The sequence below is a fragment of the Isosphaeraceae bacterium EP7 genome (genome assembly GCA_038400315.1).
GTDB lineage: Bacteria > Planctomycetota > Planctomycetia > Isosphaerales > Isosphaeraceae > EP7.
Map to the genome: position 1 here is coordinate 4,041,809 of CP151667.1, position 18,497 is coordinate 4,060,305.

Sequence of the window (18,497 nt, forward strand, 5' to 3'; positions counted from 1 at the left end):
GGACCATGTCCCTTAACCGTCGATCGATCCTCTCCGCCATCGGCGTCGCGATCCCGATCGGCCTGGGCGCACGCGTCAGTTCCGCCGCGAGCGCGGTAGGCCCAGCCCCAGCGCTCCGGTTCAGGCCGTTCGAGGAGGCCTTGTCCGGAGCGGTCGCGGACCCCGGCCGGACTACCTCGATTGATCTGGAGGGTCTGACGTATCCCTGCCTCAGGGTCGAGGTCGGATTCTCCGAGCAGATTCAGTCCGGCATCCAGGGATGCCACAATGACCGACCATTCGCCGGCTTCCCCGCGGGCCACCTCAGGATTGTCAGAACGGGATCGGAGCCAGGGCCTGTCCGGAACGGGGTTCGGCTCTACGTCTCCACGGTCGACATCGCCCTAACTGGCGGCCTGACCCCTGGCGACGCGAGCCGCCCGCTCGATTTCGCCTCCCTGCCCCCCGCGCCGACCTTCTCATGAGATGGCTCGACTGCCCGGTCGTCAGTCGTCCGTTCGCGGCTTCATCGACGCGATTGGGAAGAAGGCGGTTCACCGCGGCTGCCGCTTTGCACGACTTCAGCCGTGGAGGATCAACGCCCGGGTCGGTTCGGGATCACCTCTTCCGTGGAAACAGCGAAACGCATCGGCGGGGCGAAGGCGCTGTCGAACTCGCGGCACAAGAAGAATGGGTCTCCCGCAGCCGCCGGCTTCGGCTCAACGGTCCGAGGACGGCCCCAGGATCAGGCCGTCGCGCATCCGGACCTCGCGGTCGGCGGAGCCGGCGACCTCGGCGGCGTGGGTGACCAAAATCAAGGAGAGGCCTCGGGACTGCCTGAGTTGGCTTAGGAGGGCGAGGACTTCGGCCTGGTTCTGGCTGTCGAGGTTGCCGGTCGGCTCGTCGGCCAGGATCAAGGGCGGCTCGTTGGCCAGGGCCCTCGCGATGGCGACGCGCTGACGTTCGCCCACCGAGAGGCGGCCCGGGCGATGGTCTTTGCGGTGAGACATCCCGACCTCGTCGAGCAGGCGGGCGGCCCGCTCGGGTCGCTCGGCGCGGGGCCAGGGGGCCTCGAACATCGGGATCTGGACGTTCTCGAGGGCGGTCAGGGTCGGGATCAGGTGGAACGACTGGAAGATGAAGCCGATCTGCAGGGCCCGGAACTTGTCCAGGTCCATCGACGAGAGCGGAGTTCCCCGGAACGAGACCTCGCCACGGTCGGGCCGGTCGAGGCCCCCGAGGATGTGCAGGAGCGTGCTCTTGCCGCAGCCGCTGGGGCCCGTGATGGCCACGAACTCGCCCTCAGCGACCTCCAGGTCGACACCGCGCAGGGCGTGGACTTCGCCGTCGGGGTAGGTCTTCTCCAGGCCGATGGCCCGCAGCAGGGGGGGCGGCCGGTCGGGCTCACTCATAACGAAGGGCCTCCGTGGGCTCGAGCCTGGCGGCGCGGAGGGCGGGATAGAGCCCTCCCACGAGGCTGAGGGCCAGGCCGAGGGCCAGGCCCATGAGCAGGGAGGTTGCGTCCAGGTTCGGGTCGATGAAGCTCCGCGCCGTCGGCGCCAGCAGGATCAGGCGGACGCCGACCAGGGCCAGCAGCACGCCGACGATCGAACCCATGAGGCCCAGGGCCAGGGATTCGCCCAGGATCAACCGGAGAACTCGACGGCGGGTCCAGCCGATGGCACGCAGGACGCCGATCTCGCCGGTCCGCTCGTAGACGGCCGCGACCATCGTGTTGAGGATGCCGATCGAGCCGACGACCAGGGCGATGAGCGAGGTGGACCAGGCCATCGCGCGGGCCAGGCGAATTTGCAGGTCGCGCTCGACGAAGTCGCGGGCCGGGACCGCCGCGACACCAGGTACGGCCGCCTCGATCTCGTGGCCAAGCGCGGTGATCGCGGCCGAATTCTCGGGCGCGGCCGTCGCCAGCAGGAACGCGGTCACCTGCCCCTGCCGGCCCATCATCCTCTGGAGCGTGGGCAGGGGGATGATCAGGCCGCCATTCTCGAAGAGGCTGGGGCTCTCGAAGGTGCCGATCACGAGGAAGGGCTCGCCGGCCACGTCGAGCATGTCGCCGGGCTTCTTGTCCAGGTTCCGTGCCAGGACGCGGCCGAGCATCGCCGAGCGGTCGTCGCCGGGTTGCAGGACTCGGCCCTCCACGACGCGGATCCCTTCCATCATCAGGCTGTCGCGTTCCCATCCGTTGATCAGGACGCTGACGAGGTTCTTGTCCTCGAAGGCCACCGTGTCGACCAGCGAGCGGCCCACACGCCTGACGCCGGGGAACCTGGCCAGGCGATCGCCGAGCTGTTGTTCAAGGGTGCTGGAGAGCTGGTTGCTGATCCCCCCGCGCACCACCACGAGGTCGATCCCCTTGGATGAGTAGAGCGAGAGGAACGACCGTTCGAAGCCGGCCGCGATGCCCATGAGGGCGACCACGGCGGCGATGCCGATGGCCAGGCCGACGACCGTCAGCAGCGACCGGGTCGGCCGGTTCAGGAGGTTCTTGAGGATCAGGGTCGAGAACCGCATGAAGGATGTCCGCCGGACGAGGGAAGGGGCTTCGTGTCGGAGCCGGCCGACTAGCCGGGGGCCTGGCCGACGAGGACGTAGCCGACCTCGCGCCAGATCAGCTCGTAGCGCGACCCGGGCAGGACGCGTTCGCCGATGGCGGCGATGTCCATGTCCCGATAGCGCTCGACCATGTCGGTGAAGGCGTCGCCCAGCTTCAGGCCCTTGGAGATGATCCAGCGGTCGACCCCCGGAAGGCCGATCTTGCGGAAGAGCATGCGGTCGGTGAGGTTGGGGACCTCGTCGGCCACCACGATCGTGCCGCCCGGCTTCACCACGCGGGCCATCTCGCGCAGCGACTTCTCGGGGTCGTTGAAGTAGTTGAATCCGCCGATGCTGAGGGCGCAGTCGAAGGTCCGGTCGTTGAAGGGGAGGTCCTCGGCCTCGCCCATCACCAGCTTCAGGTCGCGCGTGCCTCGGCGACGCTTGCAGTTGTCGAGCTGATACTGGGAAATGTCGATGCCCGCGATGCTCCAGCTGGGCGGGAGCCAGTCGAGGTAGACGCCGTCGCCGATGGCCACGTCCAGGAGCCTCAGGTTCTCGCCCTTGGGCAGGTGGCGGAGGATCTTGTCGCGGGACCTGCGCTCGCCGCCGTTCATCACGAACGTGGCCCACTCCCAGAAGCGGAACTTGGGCCAGAGCGGGCCGTCGTAGAAGTCTCGGGCCACCTGGTTGTTGGCCGAGGTCTCTGCCCTGGCCACCAGCACTCCGTCGACGATCGGGTAGGCCCGGCCGCAGGAGGGGCATGCCAGCGCGTCGGCGTTGGCGTCGGCGATGAGCCCGCCGCCGCAGTCCAGGCAGCGCCAGAGGCTGGGGTCGGCCGCCCAGAGGTCGGCGGTCTTGACGCTCGGGGTCGGGGTCATGCTTGGCTCCAGGCGGGGTCCGGGTCGACGAGCAGGTATCCCAGGCCGATCCAGATCGACTGGCGGCGGGCACTCGGGGACATCCGGGACAGGATCAAGGATGGGTCGAGCTGCGTGGCGTGGACCATCTCGACGAAGTCGGCGGGCAAACCGACCAGGCGCATCCACCAGGCGTCGTATGCAGGATACCCCACCAGATGTCCCAGGCCGAACCGCTTCAGGTCGGGCCGCTCGTCGGCCACGACCACGACACCGCCAGGGCGGGTGACCCGACGCATCTCGCCGAGGGCCGCCTCGGGGTCAGCGAAGTAGTTGAACCCGCCGACGGTGTAGCAGGCGTCGAAGGTGGCGTCGGGGAACGGGAGGGCCTCGGCCTCGGCGTGGGCGAGCCGGCCGGACATGACGGGGAACCGGGCGATGCAGGCCTCGAGCTGGGTCCGGGCGATGTCCACACCGTAGGCCAGCCAGTCGGACGGCAGCAGGTCGAGGTTCTCGCCGTCGCCGATGCCGACTTCCAGAACCCTGGCGTCGGGCCGGTTGCCCAGGTGTCCCAAGATCTGGCGACGGGCCCGCACCCTTCCCCCGACCAGGGTGAGGAACCGCCGTTCCCAGGGGCGGAACTTTGCCCAGGCGGGGCCGTCATAGAAGGCCGCCGCCACGGCGTTGCGGCCCAGCAGCGGTCGACAGGCCGCGAGGATGCCCGAGCTAGCCGGGTGCGGCCGGCCGCAGCGAGGGCAGTCGGCCGCGCCGGCCAGGGGCTCGGCGCAGTCGAGGCAGCTCGCCAGGTCGGCGATGGTGGGCGGGCTCTGGACGGCTGGGTTCATGGCGATCGGCGGGTCCTCGACTCGGGTTCGTTTCGTCTTCCCGGGTTCGTTTCGTCTTCCCGGGTTCGTTTCGTTTTCAGAACTCGGAGGTCAGGGCGCGGGGCCCGGCCCGGTCCATCATCCAGTCGAACACGCGGTCGGGCAGGTGCCTCAGCAAGACCATCCCCAGCGCGGTGCTCAGCGGGAAGACGTGGTTCCTGGGCCTCCGCTCGACGGCCCTGGCGATCTGGCGGGCGGCCTGCTCGGGCTCCATCATGGGCGGTTGCTTCAGGAACGGGGTGGTCTCGGTCATCGCGGTGCGGACGAAGCCGGGGCAGACCGTCGTGATCGTCACGCCCCTGAGCTTCAACGCCGGCCTCAACGCTTCCAGATAGGTGGATACGGCCGCCTTGGACGCGGAGTAGGAGGCCATCCAGGGGAGCCCTCGGTAGCCCGCGACGCTGGAGATGCCGACGAGGTGGCCGCTGTTGCGGGCGACCATGCCCGGCAGCGCCGCGGCGATCGTGTTGGCCATGCCCAGGAAGTTGACCTCGATCATCGCCCGCAGGCCGTCCAGCTCCAGGTCGGGCAGCCGCGTCAGGTCGCCCACGCCGGCGCAGGCGACGACCACGCCGATCGGGCCGACCTCGGCCTCGACCTTCGCCACCACGTCGCGCATCGCGGCCGGGTCGGTCACGTCGGAGGTGTAAGTCCGGGAGCCTGGAACCAGCTCGGCAAGGGTGGCCAGGCCTTCGGCATTCCGGTCGACGAGGCCCAGGCGATAGCCCTTCTCGGCCAGCGCCAGGGCGGTGGCCCGGCCGATCCCGCGGGCGGCGCCGGTCAGCAGGACGACGGGCTTGTCCTTCATCGGGCGACCTCGGCCGGGGTGTTCAGGGAGTTCAGGAACGCGAGAACCGGGGCGACGAACGCCTCGGGATTCTCCTCGGGAGCCCGGTGCTGGGCCCCCTTGACGATGGCCGACTGGCAGTTGGGCAGCGTGGAGGACAGGTATTCGGCCGTGCTCAAAAACGGCGAGGTCTCGCCGTAGATCGCCAGGACCGGGACGGCCAGCGCCGCGATCCGCTCGGCCGTCAGCCCTGCGTCCACCTTCGAGTCATCGCCGCAGGTGGTCTTGCCCAGCCTCAGCAGCCGGTTGAGGCCGGGCAGGCCGACGGCCCGGCGCAGCTTCAAGAGCCCCTCGGGGTCGAGGTGCACCACCTGGTCGAAGAACTTGCCCAGGTCGTACCAGTACTCGCCCGAGAGCATGACGCCGGCGTCCTCGGCTTCCTGGCGGAAGTTCTGCCAGTGGCCCCACCGGCTCAGGTCTTCCAGGTGGCGCAAGGCCGGGAAGTAGGGGTCGGACAGGACGAGGGCCTCGACCCGCCCGGGGGCCTCGGCCGCGACGTGCGCGGCGATGACGGCGCCGAAGCTGTGGCCGACGATCCGGGCCTTGGAAATTTCCAGGGCGTCCATCAGGGCCAGGGTATCGGCGGCGTGATCGGCCGACGTGTAGCCGGTCGGCGGGGCCTCGGTGTAGCCGTGGCCGCGGATGTCGAAGGCGGTGACTTTGTGAGTGGCCGAGAGCGCCTGCATCAGGCCCGAGAGCATCCAGATGGACAGGTCGCCCGTGACGCCGTGGATCAGGAGCGCATCGGGGCCCTGGCCCTGCTGCTGGACGTGGAATTTCAGGCCCTGGATGGCGTGCATCGGCATCGCGGTCGACCGGGGTTGGCCCCCGCTCCACTTCAGTTCAAGGGGCGTACTTGGGGTTGGTTGGCGACCAGGAAGTCCACCAGCTCGCCGATCGTCAGGTCGCGGTCGTCCCTCCGGCCCAGCTCGGCCATCAGGTCGCCGTAGGGAAGGCTCGCGCCATAGTGGGACTGGAGTTGCTCGCCCAGGACGACGGCGTCGATCGAGGCGAGGCCCAGGTCGGCGAAGAACCGGGTCTCCTCGCCCAGCCGGCCGACGCCCCCCAGGCCCATCCCCTGGCCCAGGATGACCTCGAGTTCGTCCAGGATCTCGGCCCTTGATCGGGTGATCGTCATCTCGACAGGCTCCTCTCGCCCAGGGTCCAGGCCCACGCATAATCGCCGCGTCGCGACGTTGAGATGCGTATCGTGCCAGGCCCGATATCGCCGCCCTCCTCCGCATGCAGCATGACCCAGAGATCATCGGCGTCCTGGCCCGGTTCCACGACCTCGGCCGTCCTGGGTCCGTTCACCATCCCCAGGCCCGAGGCCTTGGCGGCGGCCTCCTTGGCACACCAGAACCGGGCAATCCACTCGTCACGCGAGCCGCCGGCCGCCGCCCGATCGAGCAGCGATCGTTCGCTCGCCGTGAACGCGATCTCCTCGAATCCGGCGGTCCGCGCGACGATCGGCTCGACGTCGATGCCGGGCCTGTCGCCCGGCCCGACCGAGGCAATCGCGACGGCCACCCCCTCGGCGTGGGCGATCGAGACGGCCGGCAGGTCGTCGCGACCGGGGTGCAGCAGCGAGCGGAGGACGGGCTTGCCTCGGAGGTCGGCCTTGATTTCGAGGTCGGCGGGGAAGGTCGGGCCCTCGCCTCGTTCGAGCTCGAGTCGGCGTGCGGCGTCCTTCGCGGCGATCCTGCCCCAGAGCCGCAAGGTACGCCTCGGGTCGGGCCCCCTGGCGATCTCGGGCCGCTCGGCCGTTGAGAGCTGGGTCTGCTCCAGCACGTCGCGCCAGACCGGCCGGCCCATGTCTGCGGGCGGCTGGAGCCAGACGGCGCGGGCCCGTGCCGGGGCGACGCCGATCCCGAGTTCCTCGCCGAGCAGCTCGACGTCGGGGCGGCGGAAGACGTCGCGGTAGCGGGCCGGCCAGTGGAACCGCCAGTCGTCCCACCCCTGGATGCGCATCCAGATCGTGCCGTCGGGCCTGACGATCTCGGCATCCGCGCCGACTCGGTGATGCTCAAGGTCGCAGACCCTGATCCGGCAGTCGACCTCCGTGCCGTCGGCAGGCGCGGCGCCGAAGAGGGTCAGCTCGCCCATCCTCAGCGGGAAGACGACGTCTCCCGAATCGAGCCGGTCCAGGCCCCAGCAGCCGAGCAGGTGGGTGAAGTTGTCCAGGATGATCGGGTCGGTGTGCAGACCCCCGGCGTCGTCGGCATCGCGGAGCAGGGGGCCGCGAGGCAGGATGCGCAATGACCCTTCGATCCCTTCGGCCGACGTGTCGCCGACCCGGGTCACCGCCTGGAGCGCCGGGCCGTGGAACAGCCATTGCTCGCCGTAGAGTCGGTCGGCATCGAACGTCGACGGCCGGGTCTCGGTCAACGCGAATGGCCCAGCCTGAGGGGACTCGGCACGCCATGAGGCGAAGGCGGCAACCCCCTCGACGACCGGCGTCTCGCGGTCGCGCATGGCATTCGCCGGCCCTCGATTGTAGATCGCCACGCGAACCTCATCGGGCCGATCGGCGTCGCGGCGGGCTTCGATCTCCAGCGCGACGGGCTCGTCCTCGTAGCGAATCCAGCGGTGGGCCTGGACGTCGCGCAGGGCGGCCAATGCCTCGCCCGGCTTGAGGATCGAGGCAACCTGGGCCAGCATCTCGGCCATGACGGCGAACGGCAGCACGGGCAGCCCGCGCCGGCCAAGTTCGACGGCCGAGACGCGCCGGCCCCCCAGCGTGTGGTGCTCGGCGACCGGATCGCCGGCCGCCTCCAGCACGTAGAGCGTGACGACTTCCTCGCGTGCGATCAGCGACCGGACCTCGCCCGCCCAGGGGCCCGGCAACGCGAGGGGCTCGGCGTCCGCGATGGGGCCGACGAGGTAGGCCGCCATGATCTCGCGCTGGGTGTCTAGGAAGAGGTCCATCGTGCGGAGGTGTTCGAGCATGACGGAGTCGTCGGCGGGATCAGGGTCGTGCTCGGTCGATCCCTGGTCGGACGCGTCTGGAGACGCGGAGAGCACCCCGAGATCGGTCGCCCCATTCGTTCCGTTCGAGGCGTGGGCATGAACTGACGCGAGATGCCGAGTCGGTGTGAAGTGCGGCGAGGCGGGTTGAATTTCGCCGTTGGAGGCGCGATTCCGGCTCTGAGCTACGCTCTCGTTCGTCGCCCCTTCGTCAGCTTCGCGGTCGGGCTGAGAGTTTACGCGACTGTGGGCTTTCGTCCCATTCGATGTTGGCGCGGTGACGGTCAGCGGTCGCGCTTCGAGCCTGGATCGAAGGACGCTCGCCATCTCGGCGGAGACCCGCATCTCGGGGAAGCCCAGGCGGAGGGCATGGGTCGCGGGCGAGATGGGCATCGGGGCGTCGAGGTCGATGCGTGTGGGCCGGCGTCGGGCGTAAAGCGTCTCGGTGTCGGGGGCGTGGCCCAGGCTGAAGAGCGACGCGACGAGGTGGTTGAGCTGGGTCGTTCCCGACCGGCGGGGAAGCCCCATCGCCAGGGCGTTGGCCCCGACCACCCTCAGCGTGTCTTCCGCGAAGCTGGCCAGATGCCCGCGAGGGCCGACGTCGACGAAGGTCCGGTAGCCGTCGGCGTGCATCCTCCCGATCGTCTCGCGGAAACGGACCTGACGCGACCACTGATCGACGGCAAGCTGACGCACACCGACCGGGTCGGGGGGCATCGGAGCGGCCGAGGCGCACGAATAGATCGGGATCGCCGGCGTGCCGACTTCGAGCCCGTCGAGTAATTGGCGCAGCGGCTCGACGGCCGGGAGGAACGCGGCCGTGTGGTAGCCCCGGGCGAACGGCAGGGGCTCGAACAGGATCGAGGCATCGACAAGGCGGGCAGCGAACGTGTCCATCGGGCCCGAGGCGCCGGCGACGACCACCTGGTGCGGGCAGTTGTCGATGGCGATCGAGACTCCCAGCCCACTGGCCAGCGCTTCGAGCCGGTCTCGGCCCGCCGCCACGGCGAGCAGTCGAGCCTCGGGGATGGCGCCGCTGGTTTCCATCCGCTCGAACATGGCCCCGAGCTGGCCGAGCGAGTCCTCGAACTCGCGGTCGACGCGGATCGACCCGGCGGCGGCCAGCGCCAGGAACTCGCCGCTGCTGTGGCCGACCACGGCGTCGACCCGAATTCCGAGCTGGCCGAGGAGTCCATAAAGGGCCCATTGCGCCGACAGGACGACGTTCACCGCCGGCCCGATCGACCAGAGCCCCTTGCCGTCGGCCTCGGCGCCATAAAGCAAGCGGCTGGGCAGATCATATGCCCCCGCGTCGCGTGCGAGCCGGTCGGAGGTATCGAGCAGGGCCATGACCGAGGGGAAGTTCAGGGCCAGGTCGCCGAGCATCCCGGGAAACTGCGACCCTTCGCCCGGGAAGATCACGGCCAGGGGCGGGGCCTCGGCGGCATCGTCGCGGAAATAGGTCCCGCGGCCGTCGCGGATCGGCCGGCAGTCGGCGGCCGAGAGCACGGGGAGCAAGGAACGGAGCCGGTCGGCAAGGTCCGAAGTCGACGACACCACCAAGCCGAGCCGGGCCGGGCCCGTCGCGGTCGACGAGTTCAGGGTGTAGGCCAGGTCCTTGAGCCCGACGTCGGGACGTGCGGCGATCGCCTCGGAAAGCCGTCGGATCGACCGGACCAGGCCGGGTCGGTCGGCGGCCGAGAGGAGGATGGCCTCGGATTCCCAGCGGGTCAGGCAGCCGGGGCCTGAAGCCGACGAGGCATGCTCTTCCAGGACCGCATGGGCATTGATCCCCGCGAAGCCGAACGCGTTGACCCCCGCTCGTCTGGGCGAGTTGGGGTCGCCGTGCACCCAGGGCCTGGCGGCGGCGATGGGCGAGCAGGGTCGGTCGTCGATGGCGAGCAGAGAGTGCGGCTCGTCGACACCCAGGGTCGGGGGCAGCGCGCGTTGGTGGAGCGATAAGGCGGCCTTGATGAGTCCCGCGATGCCGGAGGCGGGCATCGCGTGGCCGATCATCGACGAGACGGCGCCCAGCACGCGGTCGGTCGACGCGGGGAAGACGGCGCGGATCGCGCGCAGCTCGGCGCGGTCGGCCGCCGGCACGCCCAGGCCGTGCCCCTCGATCAGGCCGACGGATGCCGGGTCGAAGCCCGACTGGCGATAGGCCCGGCGCATGGCCAGGGCGTGACCGCGGGCGCTCGGCGTGCCCAGCCCGAGCCCACGGCCGTCGCTGGAGAGCCCGACCCCCTTGACCACGGCGTACACCCGATCGCCGTCGCGCTCGGCGTCCGCCAGGCGTTTCAGCACGACGATGCCCACCCCTTCGCCGGGTACCATCCCGTCGGCCAGACAACCGAACGGGCGGGGGACGCCCGACCGCGAGAGGGCGCCCAGGCGGGAGAAGACCAGGGGGAAATCGACGTCGGACTGGACGTAGACGCCCCCGGCGATGGCCAGATCGGCACGCCCTTCGGCCAGAGCGCGGGCGGCGAGGTCGAGGGCGACGAGCGACGAGGCGCTCGCGGCGTCGACCACGAAGCTGGCCCCCCGCAGGTCGAGCCGGTTGGCCACCCGGCCGGCCGTGGCGTTGGTGAGCTGACCCGGGATCGTCGCGGCATCGAAGGGGGGTAAACCCGCCTTCAGGTCGGCCTTCAGCGCGTCCAGCTCGGCCTCGGACAGGTCGGGCCGCAGGGCCCTGGCGACGGCGACGGTCTGCGCCGCGATCCGACCATGCTGGAGCCTGGTCAGGTTCCCACGGTTGAAGTAATTGCCCCGGCCGATGACCACCTCGACCCGGCGCCCTTCGGGCACGCCGCCCGCGAGCCCCGCGTCGGCGAGCGCGGCTCGTGCCGTATCCAGGACCAGGTGCTGCTCGGGCTCGCCGCCGTCGACCGCGTGCGGCATCACGCCGTTCGCCGCGGGGTCGATGAGGATCGGCTCATCCAGGTATCCACCCTTCCGCCCGGCGATGCGATCGTTGGCGGCGGAAGTCGGATCGCAGAAGAGGTCGGCATCCCAGCGATCTGTGGGTGCGTCGGAGATGCTGGACTTGCCGCCCAGGATGTTCCGCCAGTAGGCGAACAGGTCGGGGGCGCCCGGGAACCGGCAGGCCATCCCCACGATGGCCACGTCCAGGGGGCGGGGCCGCTTGCGCCTGCGAATGCGGTTCGGGTCGCTCATCGAGGCCCCCCGGCGACGTGGCCGGGACCGGGGGGGAGTTCCAGGGTGCCGAGCGACCCCGAGAAGACCACCTCAACGGTGCCCTTTCGGCCGTGGGCCAGCTCATCGGCGAACAGCCTGGCGCCGACATCGGGGGGGATCATGGTCAGCCCCCTGCGGCCGAGATGTCCCTCCAGGTCGGAGACCATGCCCACGCCCGACCAGGGGCCCCAGATGGCCGAGAGCACCCGTCCGGGGATTTCCCGATCGAGCCAGAGCGCCAGCTTGTTCAGGGCCTCGTTCGCCGCGGCATAGTCGATCTGCCCCTGATTGCCGAACCGGCCGGCGATCGAAGAGAAGAGCGAGGCGAACCGTAGGGCGTCGAGGTCGACCGATCGCAGGAAGTTCAGGGCCCCGATCACCTTGGTGCCGAAGACCCGGTCGAACGACTCGGGCGACTTGTCCCGCAGGAGCTTGTCGTGGATCACGCCCGCACCATGCACCAGGCCTACTGCGGGCCCGAATTGGTGCCGCCAGCCGCCCAGAAGTCGGCCCAGGGCCTGCGAGTCGCGGACGTCGGCGGCGCCATACTCGACGAGTGCGCCGGCATCCCGCAGGGCGGCCAGGTTGCGCCTGATCTCGCGGGCCCGGGTCAGGTCGCGGTAGGCCGACTCCAGCGAGGTCGTCGAGGCACGCTCCCCGCGTCGCTGGGCCCGCCCGAGCAGCAGGGCCTTGAGTTTGGCGGGATCATCGATGTCGGCGGTCTCGGGGTCTTCGTCGCCGGTCGGGGCCGCCGTCGTGCCGACGATCAGCAAGCGAGGCTTCCAGCGGCGTGCCAGTTCCAGGGCGATCGCCGCGGTGATCCCCCGTGCGCCGCCGGTGAGGATGACGGGGGCGCCGGGCTCCAGGACCAATCCGCCCGCGCGTACTTCGAGAGGTTCGGGCCTCGCGGCCAGGGCCATCCGCCGGACCCCTTGGTGGCCGACCTCGGAGCGAGGGTCCGCGGCGAAGACCTCCTCGACGAGCCGGCCGGCGAGGGTCTCGATGGCCTCGTCGCGATCGAGGTCCACGGATCGGACGCGGACGGCGGGCCACTCGCGGGCCAGGGTCTTGGTCAGGCCGGCGACGCTGCCGTGGGAGGGGGGGAAGTGCGTCGGGAGACTGCCCACGCCGCCGGAGAGGCCCCCCATCCCGGTGGCCGCGATGAGGCAGGAGCCGCCCAGTTTCGCGGACCGTTCCAGGTCGGTTGCCGCGGCGCGGGCCAGCAGGAAGAGGCTGTACAACTCGGGCCCGAGTCGGTCGGTCCAGGCCGCTTCATCGAGGCCCGCATCGGCGGCGTCGCGCAGAGGAAGGGCGTGGACAATGCCCGCGAGCGGACCGCGTCGGCGTGCTTCACGCAGGAGTTCCTCGATGGATGCCTCGGACGAGAAATCGCACCGCCCACGCCCTTCGCCGTGGCCAACGACCATCGCGACATATCCCCGCGCCTCGATGGCGGAGGCGACTGTTCGGGCGATCCCGCGGCCGTCGTCGGTCACGATCACCACGCCGCCGACGGCCAGGCTCGCGTTGCCTTCGATCTCGGCGGCGACGGCCTCCAGCACGAATCGGCGAACCGGAGACGCGGGCTCGGGCGTGCGTTTCGGGGGGGCGACGTCGAGGGCCCTGGCGAATCGATCGGCGATCGCGCCCAGGGTCTTGGAACGTGCGAGGTCGTCCATCGCCTGGGCGTCGAGTCGGCCTGCGGCGGCGGGGAAGGCGTCCCGGAGGGTCCCGAGGATCTCGACACGCTTGATCGAGTCGATGCCGAGGTCGGCCTCCAGGTCGAGGTCTGGCCTGAGCATCTCGGCCGGGTAGCCGGTCCGGTCGCGGACGATGGCCACCAGCGCCTCGCCGATGGCCTCGCGGTCATCCCTGACGACCGGGGCCTGAGCCTGGCCGGGCGGCCTGACTTCGATGGACGTGGCCTTGGCCACCGGTGCGGCGGGGGCGGAGGCTTCCGGCGTCGGATTGGCTCTTTGAGTTGTGCTTGCGCGTTTCGTTTGCGGCTGCGGTGTTGCGATCCTGCCCCGCCCGGCGAGGTAGTCTCCCATGGTCGAGCGCTGGACGTCGAGGAACTTCCGCATCGTTTCCTGGAAGGCGAGCATCACGCGGTCGTCGGCGGCCGGGGCCGGGGCCGGTGCGGGACGGGCCTCGGGTCGAGGCGCGATCGCCTTGGCTTCGATCGGCGCGACGGGCTTCGGCAGCGGCAGCGTGGGCGTCCGGGGCTCCCGGGCGACGGGCTGGATTCTCGGTTCTCTCGGTTCCATGACCTGGCCGAGTCGCCGAGGCTCAGGCTGGTCGATGGGGCGGGCCCTGGAGCCGTTGACCAGCCAGGTCGAGGCGGGGAGGGCCTTGCGGTCGGTCGAGGTCGAGGCCCGTTGATCGACGCGGTCGGCCGTCAGTCGGGTCAGGTTCATCGGCACGCCGGCGACGACGAGTCGGGCCAGGCCGTGCAGCAGGGTTGGCAGGCCGGGTCGCCCCGCGGCGTCGAGTGAGAGGACCAGGTGCGGGCGGTCGCCGAGGATCGAGGAGACCAGGGGCGAGAGGACGGCGCCGGGGCCGCATTCGAGAAAGATGCGGGCGCCGTCGTCGTGCATCCGCTCGATCATCGATGTGAACCGGACCGGGCTCGTCACATGCCGGCCCATCCTTGCGGCGATGGCCGAGGGGTCGGCCGGGTGGGGTGCGGCATCGACGTTGGAATAGACAGGTAGCCGGGGCGAGGTGTCGAGCCGCTGAGCCAGCAGCCGCGTGAGGGGTGCCTCGGCGGCGGCCATCGAGGGGGTGTGGAAGGCGCAGGCGACTTTCAACTCGCGGGCGACGTGACCGAGCTTTCTGGCTGAAGCAACGGCCAGGGCCACCGAGGCCCGCGGCCCCGCGATGACCGTCTGTGTGGGGCCGTTGAAGTTGACGGACAGGACGTCGGTCCACCCGTTGATCACTTCCCGGGCCCGCTCGGGCCCCACCGGCAGCGCGACCATCATCCCGGGCTCGTCGGGGATGGCGTCGAGCAGGAACCGGCCGCGAGCCTCAGAAACCTCGGCCAGCGCGGAGGCCGGGAGGCAGCCGGCCGCGTGCAGGGCGACCAGCTCGCCATAGCTGTGGCCGGCGACGACATCGGGGGTCACACCAAGCTCGGCCAGCAGTCGCATCATGCCCACCGACGCCGCGCCCACGGCCGGCTGCGAGACCTCGGGCGACCTGAGCGCCGCGACCCTGGCGGAACGCTCGGCCTCAATGAACGAGGCGGGCGGGAAGACCAGGGGGCCGACGGCCGGGCGACCCGCGGAGACCAGTGCGGCGTCGAAGGTCTCGAAGGACTCTCGGACGGGGCTGAAGGCGATCGCCAGGTCGCCGAGCATTCCCGGAGCCTGGGAGCCCTGGCCCGGGAACAGGAACGCCAGCGGCGTGCTTCGGAACGCAGGGGCATGAGCGAAGTGGATGCCGCGCGGGTCGGACAGATCGGCCGCCCCGCCGCGAATCGATCCGATCGCCGAGTCCAGCTTTGACCTGAGATCCGCCAACGACTCGGCCACGATGGCCAGGACCGGCCCGGAGTTCGAGGGCTTGAAGGCCGAGAGCGTGGCATGGGAATGGTCGCGCAGGGGGCCTTCGAGGGTCTGGCCGAATCGATCGATCGCCTCAAGCAGCGAGCCTCGATCGGGGGCCGACCAGGCGAACAACTCGGCGGGCCACTCGCGGCTGGGCGCGGTCGGGGGGGCCAGGTTCCGGTCGTAGCCCTCCAGGACCGCGTGGAAGTTGGTGCCGCCGAAGCCGAAGGCGCTCACCCCGGCCCGCCTCGGGCGGCTGCGTTCGTCGTGCAGCCAGGGCCGAAGTTGGGCGCTGACGTGGAGGGGGCCGGTGCCGAAATTGACCTTCGGGTTCGGGGCCTCGACGCCGATCGTCGGGGGGTAGACCTTGTGGTGCAGGGCGAGTGCCGCATTGATCAGGCCGGCCATCCCGGCGGCGCATTTGGTGTGGCCGATCGACGACTTGACCGACCCGACGGCGCACGAGGACGGCGTCGCCCCCGCCTCGGTCAGCAGGCCCGAGAGCGCCATCGCCTCGACCACGTCGCCGACGGCCGTGCCGGTGCCGTGGGCCTCGACGTAGCCGACCGTCTTGGGGTCGATGCCCGCCTTGGCATACGCACGCTTCAACGCAAGCGTCTGCCCCTCGGGCCTGGGGGCGGTCAGGCCCCGGGCGCGGCCGTCGCTGGAGGAGCCGATCCCCTTGATCACGGCGTAAATTCGGTCGCCGTCGCGCTCGGCGTCGGCCAGCCGCTTCAGGACGATCGCGGCGACCCCCTCGCTGATGACGATGCCGTCGGCCGAGGTGTCGAACGGCCGGCAACGCCCGCGCGGGGAGAAGGCCTGGGTCTTGCTGAAGGCCAGATAGGTCAGGGGATTCTGGACCGTGTCGGCGCCTCCCAGGACCACCATGTCGGCGGCGCCGGTCTCCAGCTCGCGCACGGCCAGGTTGGCCGCGGCCAGGCTCGACCCGCATGCGGCATCCACCGCATAGTTGGATCCGCCGAAGTCGAACCGGTTGGCCACGCGGCCCGCGGCGACGTTCAAGAGGAACCCGGGGAAGGCGTCCTCGGTCCACTCCGGCAGCAAGCCTTCGCAGGCCTTCAGGGCGTCGGCCCCGGCGCCTGGGCTCACGGCGTCGAGCATCGGCAGGTAGGCGCGGAAGGCATAGCCCATGGCTAGCTGCGCGGCACCGCCGCCGATCCCGAGCACCACCGAGGTCCGCTCGCGTGCGAACGGCCGGCGCGTGTAGCCGGCGTCCTCGATCGCGGCCCGCACGGCCTCCAGCGTCAGGAGCTGCACCGGCTCGATCGAGGCGAGCGAGTTGGGCGGCATCCCGTACTGGAGGGGGTCGAAGGCGACGTCGGGGACGAATCCGCCCCACTTCGAGACGATCTTGTCGGGGGCCTTCGGGTCCGCGTCGTAGTACAGCCGCCAGTCCCAGCGGTCGGGCGGTATCTCGGAGATCGTATCCAGCCCTTTGAGCGTGTTCTCCCAGAACGTCCGGGCATCGGCGGCCCCCGGGAAGATCGCCGAGATCCCCACGATCGCGATGTCCGAGGGCGTGGCGGCCCCGATCTCGGGCGCCTTCATCGCCTCGATCTCGTCGATCAGCGCGGCCCCGCCGTCGGAGACCTCGCGGTGCAGGTCGCCGATCGTGGTCACACCGTCACGCAGCAAGGCGGCCTGGCCGAGCATGTAAAGCCCGCGCTCGAACTGTTCGGGCTCGGCGACCGAACGCAGCGGCGAATTTGCGCCCGTCGATCGGTCGAGCCCCTTGGTCGCGACCCGCAGGCGGCCCGCGTTCAGCCCCTCAAGCTCCTCGCGGATGGCATCGGGGGACCTGCCGCCGGCCTTCAGCTCGCTCCTGGTCTGTTCGAACAGGTCGGCGAACGGTGATGGGCCGACGCGGACCTCGTGGCCGGGGCCCGTCTCCAGCAGGACCGTCGAGCGGCAGCGGATCGCCTCGTCCTGGTACCGCCCGACGATGGCGCCCGTCTCGACGGCCTCTCGCGTGAACAGATAAGCCGTCCCCATGAGGATGCCGACCTTGACTCCCCGGCCCGCGATCCGGGCGGTCATCGCGGCGAGGAAGGCCGACGATCTCGCATCGTGGACCCCGCCGGCGAACAAGGTATGAAACTCGGCGGCCGGGGTGCCGCCGTCGATCGCTTCGGACAGGACTTCGATCGCCTGCTCCCAGAGCACGAAGCTCGACCGGGGACCGACGTGGCCGCCGCACTCGCGCCCCTCGAACACGAACCGCCGCGCACTGTCCTTGATGTACTGCCGCAGCAGCCCCGGGGAAGGGGCGTGCAGATAGGTGGCGATTCCCGCACGCTCGAGTTCCGCCGCATGATCGGGCCGCCCACCGGCGATCAGGGCGAACGGGGGCCTGGCGTCCAGGACGGCGGCGACCTGCTCGCGACGCAACTCGGGCGCGACGAACCCGAGCAGGCCGACGCCCCAGCTCTTGCCCGCCAGGCGAGTACGCGTCTCATGCAGCAGGGTCCGGACCTCGGGGCCACGGAGCATGGCCAGGGCGAGCATCGGCAGGGCCCCGCCGTCGGCCACCGCCGAGGCGAACGCCACCGAGTCGCTCACGCGGGTCATCGGCCCTTGCACGATCGGGAACCGTGTCGAATGCGACGCGGCCAGGGGGGAGTTCTCGGCCAGGGGCCGCGACGAACGGGCCACGGAGATGCCCGAGTCGATCCCGCGCTCGACTGCGGCGACGATCCCGCCGACGGTCACGAACTTGGAGGCGAGCCCCCGGGCCATCGCGGCGTCCTGCCCGACCGGCCAGGCCTGGCCGGGACCCCACCCCACCCAGCGCGAGACGGCCGAAAACCAGGCGAGATCCCCCTTCGGAGTGGCTTCGCGCAATGCCAGGAGCGCCGGCGAGCCGGGCGGGGCGAGCACTCGCCATCGAGGTCCATTCGTCGGGCCGACTAGGACGGTTTCCCCGCCGTCGAGCCGGCCGATCCGCTCCAGTGCCTGAGCATCGAGGGGCGATTCGCGACCCATCAGCGCCGCGCCATCGACGACCACGCCGGCGGCGCCCATCGCCACGCAGCCGGCCGCCGCGTCGGGGCCGACCCCTCCGCGAGCCCAGATCTCGACGTCGGTCGTGCCCAGGAGCGCCTGGGTCAGGATGAATGCCGACAGTTCCGAAACCAGTCCCCCCGCCTCGTGGCCCGATGCGATCAGGCCGAAGGCACCCGCGGAAACAGCGAGAAGCCCCGACTCGGTCGAGGTGACCTCGGCCAGCGGCAGTCGACCGTGCCGCGAGACCTCGGCCACGAATCCGGGCCAGTCGCCCGTGCCGGCCTCAGTGCCGACCACCGCCGTCAACGTCGAGGGGGCATCGGCCAGCCAGTTGCCCAGAGGCTCGCCGCGCGGGACTCGAACGGCGAAGGGGCCGTCGACGAGCCTGCGCAACTGCTCGATGGCGGCCGGTATGGAGTCGGCGTGTCCGTGCTCGAAGGCAAGTGTGCCCACCGCTCCGGCGCGAGTTGCCGCCGCGGCGAAGGCGACACCTTGCCGGCCGGCCGGTGCGAACGCCAGGACCCGTCCTAGGGGATGACTCATCATGCCTCTCTTACGGCCTGCTCGCGGGCTTCCTGCCCATCCGTTGCGTTCGGCAATGTCGGCCGGGCCCAAAGAGCCCGGCCGA

The 18,497-nt window shown here is 70.7% G+C and carries 10 protein-coding genes; 1 reads left to right on the plus strand and 9 read right to left on the minus strand.

Going from position 1 to position 18,497, the window contains the following annotated elements:
• Window positions 1-5 precede the first annotated feature (5 nt).
• Entirely contained in the window at window positions 6-464 is a 459-nt protein-coding gene (locus tag EP7_RS15650) for a hypothetical protein (protein WP_463522297.1), read from the plus strand.
• Window positions 465-698: 234 nt separating this feature from the next.
• Here the strand turns inward: EP7_RS15650 and EP7_RS15655 are convergent, their stop codons facing one another.
• The 9 genes from EP7_RS15655 to EP7_RS15695 all read right to left on the minus strand — a co-directional run bounded on the left by EP7_RS15655 (window position 699) and on the right by EP7_RS15695 (window position 18,412).
• Window positions 699-1,391 carry an ABC transporter ATP-binding protein gene (locus tag EP7_RS15655; RefSeq protein ID WP_463522299.1) on the minus strand — a complete coding sequence of 231 codons (693 nt, stop codon included), beginning with the start codon at window positions 1,389-1,391 and terminating at the stop codon, window positions 699-701.
• Window positions 1,384-2,511, minus strand: a complete 1,128-nt coding sequence (locus EP7_RS15660; RefSeq protein ID WP_463522301.1) for an ABC transporter permease — start codon at window positions 2,509-2,511, stop codon at window positions 1,384-1,386. Before EP7_RS15660 ends, EP7_RS15655 begins: the two co-directional genes overlap by 8 nt.
• Window positions 2,512-2,561: 50 nt before the next feature.
• Window positions 2,562-3,413, minus strand: coding sequence for a methyltransferase domain-containing protein (locus tag EP7_RS15665; RefSeq protein ID WP_463522303.1), 852 nt, complete (start codon window positions 3,411-3,413; stop codon window positions 2,562-2,564).
• On the minus strand, window positions 3,410-4,237 hold the full coding sequence (locus EP7_RS15670) for a class I SAM-dependent methyltransferase (protein WP_463522305.1): 828 nt from the start codon (window positions 4,235-4,237) through the stop codon (window positions 3,410-3,412). Before EP7_RS15670 ends, EP7_RS15665 begins: the two co-directional genes overlap by 4 nt.
• A gap of 76 nt (window positions 4,238-4,313) precedes the next feature.
• Window positions 4,314-5,084, minus strand: coding sequence for an SDR family NAD(P)-dependent oxidoreductase (locus EP7_RS15675; RefSeq protein WP_463522307.1), 771 nt, complete (start codon window positions 5,082-5,084; stop codon window positions 4,314-4,316).
• Complete coding sequence (locus EP7_RS15680; RefSeq protein WP_463522309.1) at window positions 5,081-5,923, minus strand: alpha/beta fold hydrolase; 843 nt, start codon at window positions 5,921-5,923, stop codon at window positions 5,081-5,083. The genes EP7_RS15675 and EP7_RS15680 overlap by 4 nt, the downstream gene beginning before the upstream one ends.
• Window positions 5,924-5,961: 38 nt before the next feature.
• A complete protein-coding gene (locus EP7_RS15685) occupies window positions 5,962-6,261 on the minus strand; it encodes an acyl carrier protein (protein WP_463522311.1) in 300 nt (99 codons plus the stop codon).
• The gene (locus EP7_RS15690) at window positions 6,258-11,270 is read right to left on the minus strand and encodes a type I polyketide synthase (RefSeq protein ID WP_463522313.1); all 5,013 of its coding nucleotides are present in this window, start codon (window positions 11,268-11,270) and stop codon (window positions 6,258-6,260) included. The genes EP7_RS15685 and EP7_RS15690 overlap by 4 nt, the downstream gene beginning before the upstream one ends.
• Window positions 11,267-18,412: an SDR family NAD(P)-dependent oxidoreductase gene (locus EP7_RS15695; RefSeq protein ID WP_463522315.1), complete on the minus strand. Its 7,146-nt coding sequence runs from the start codon at window positions 18,410-18,412 to the stop codon at window positions 11,267-11,269. Before EP7_RS15695 ends, EP7_RS15690 begins: the two co-directional genes overlap by 4 nt.
• Window positions 18,413-18,497: the final 85 nt, after the last annotated feature.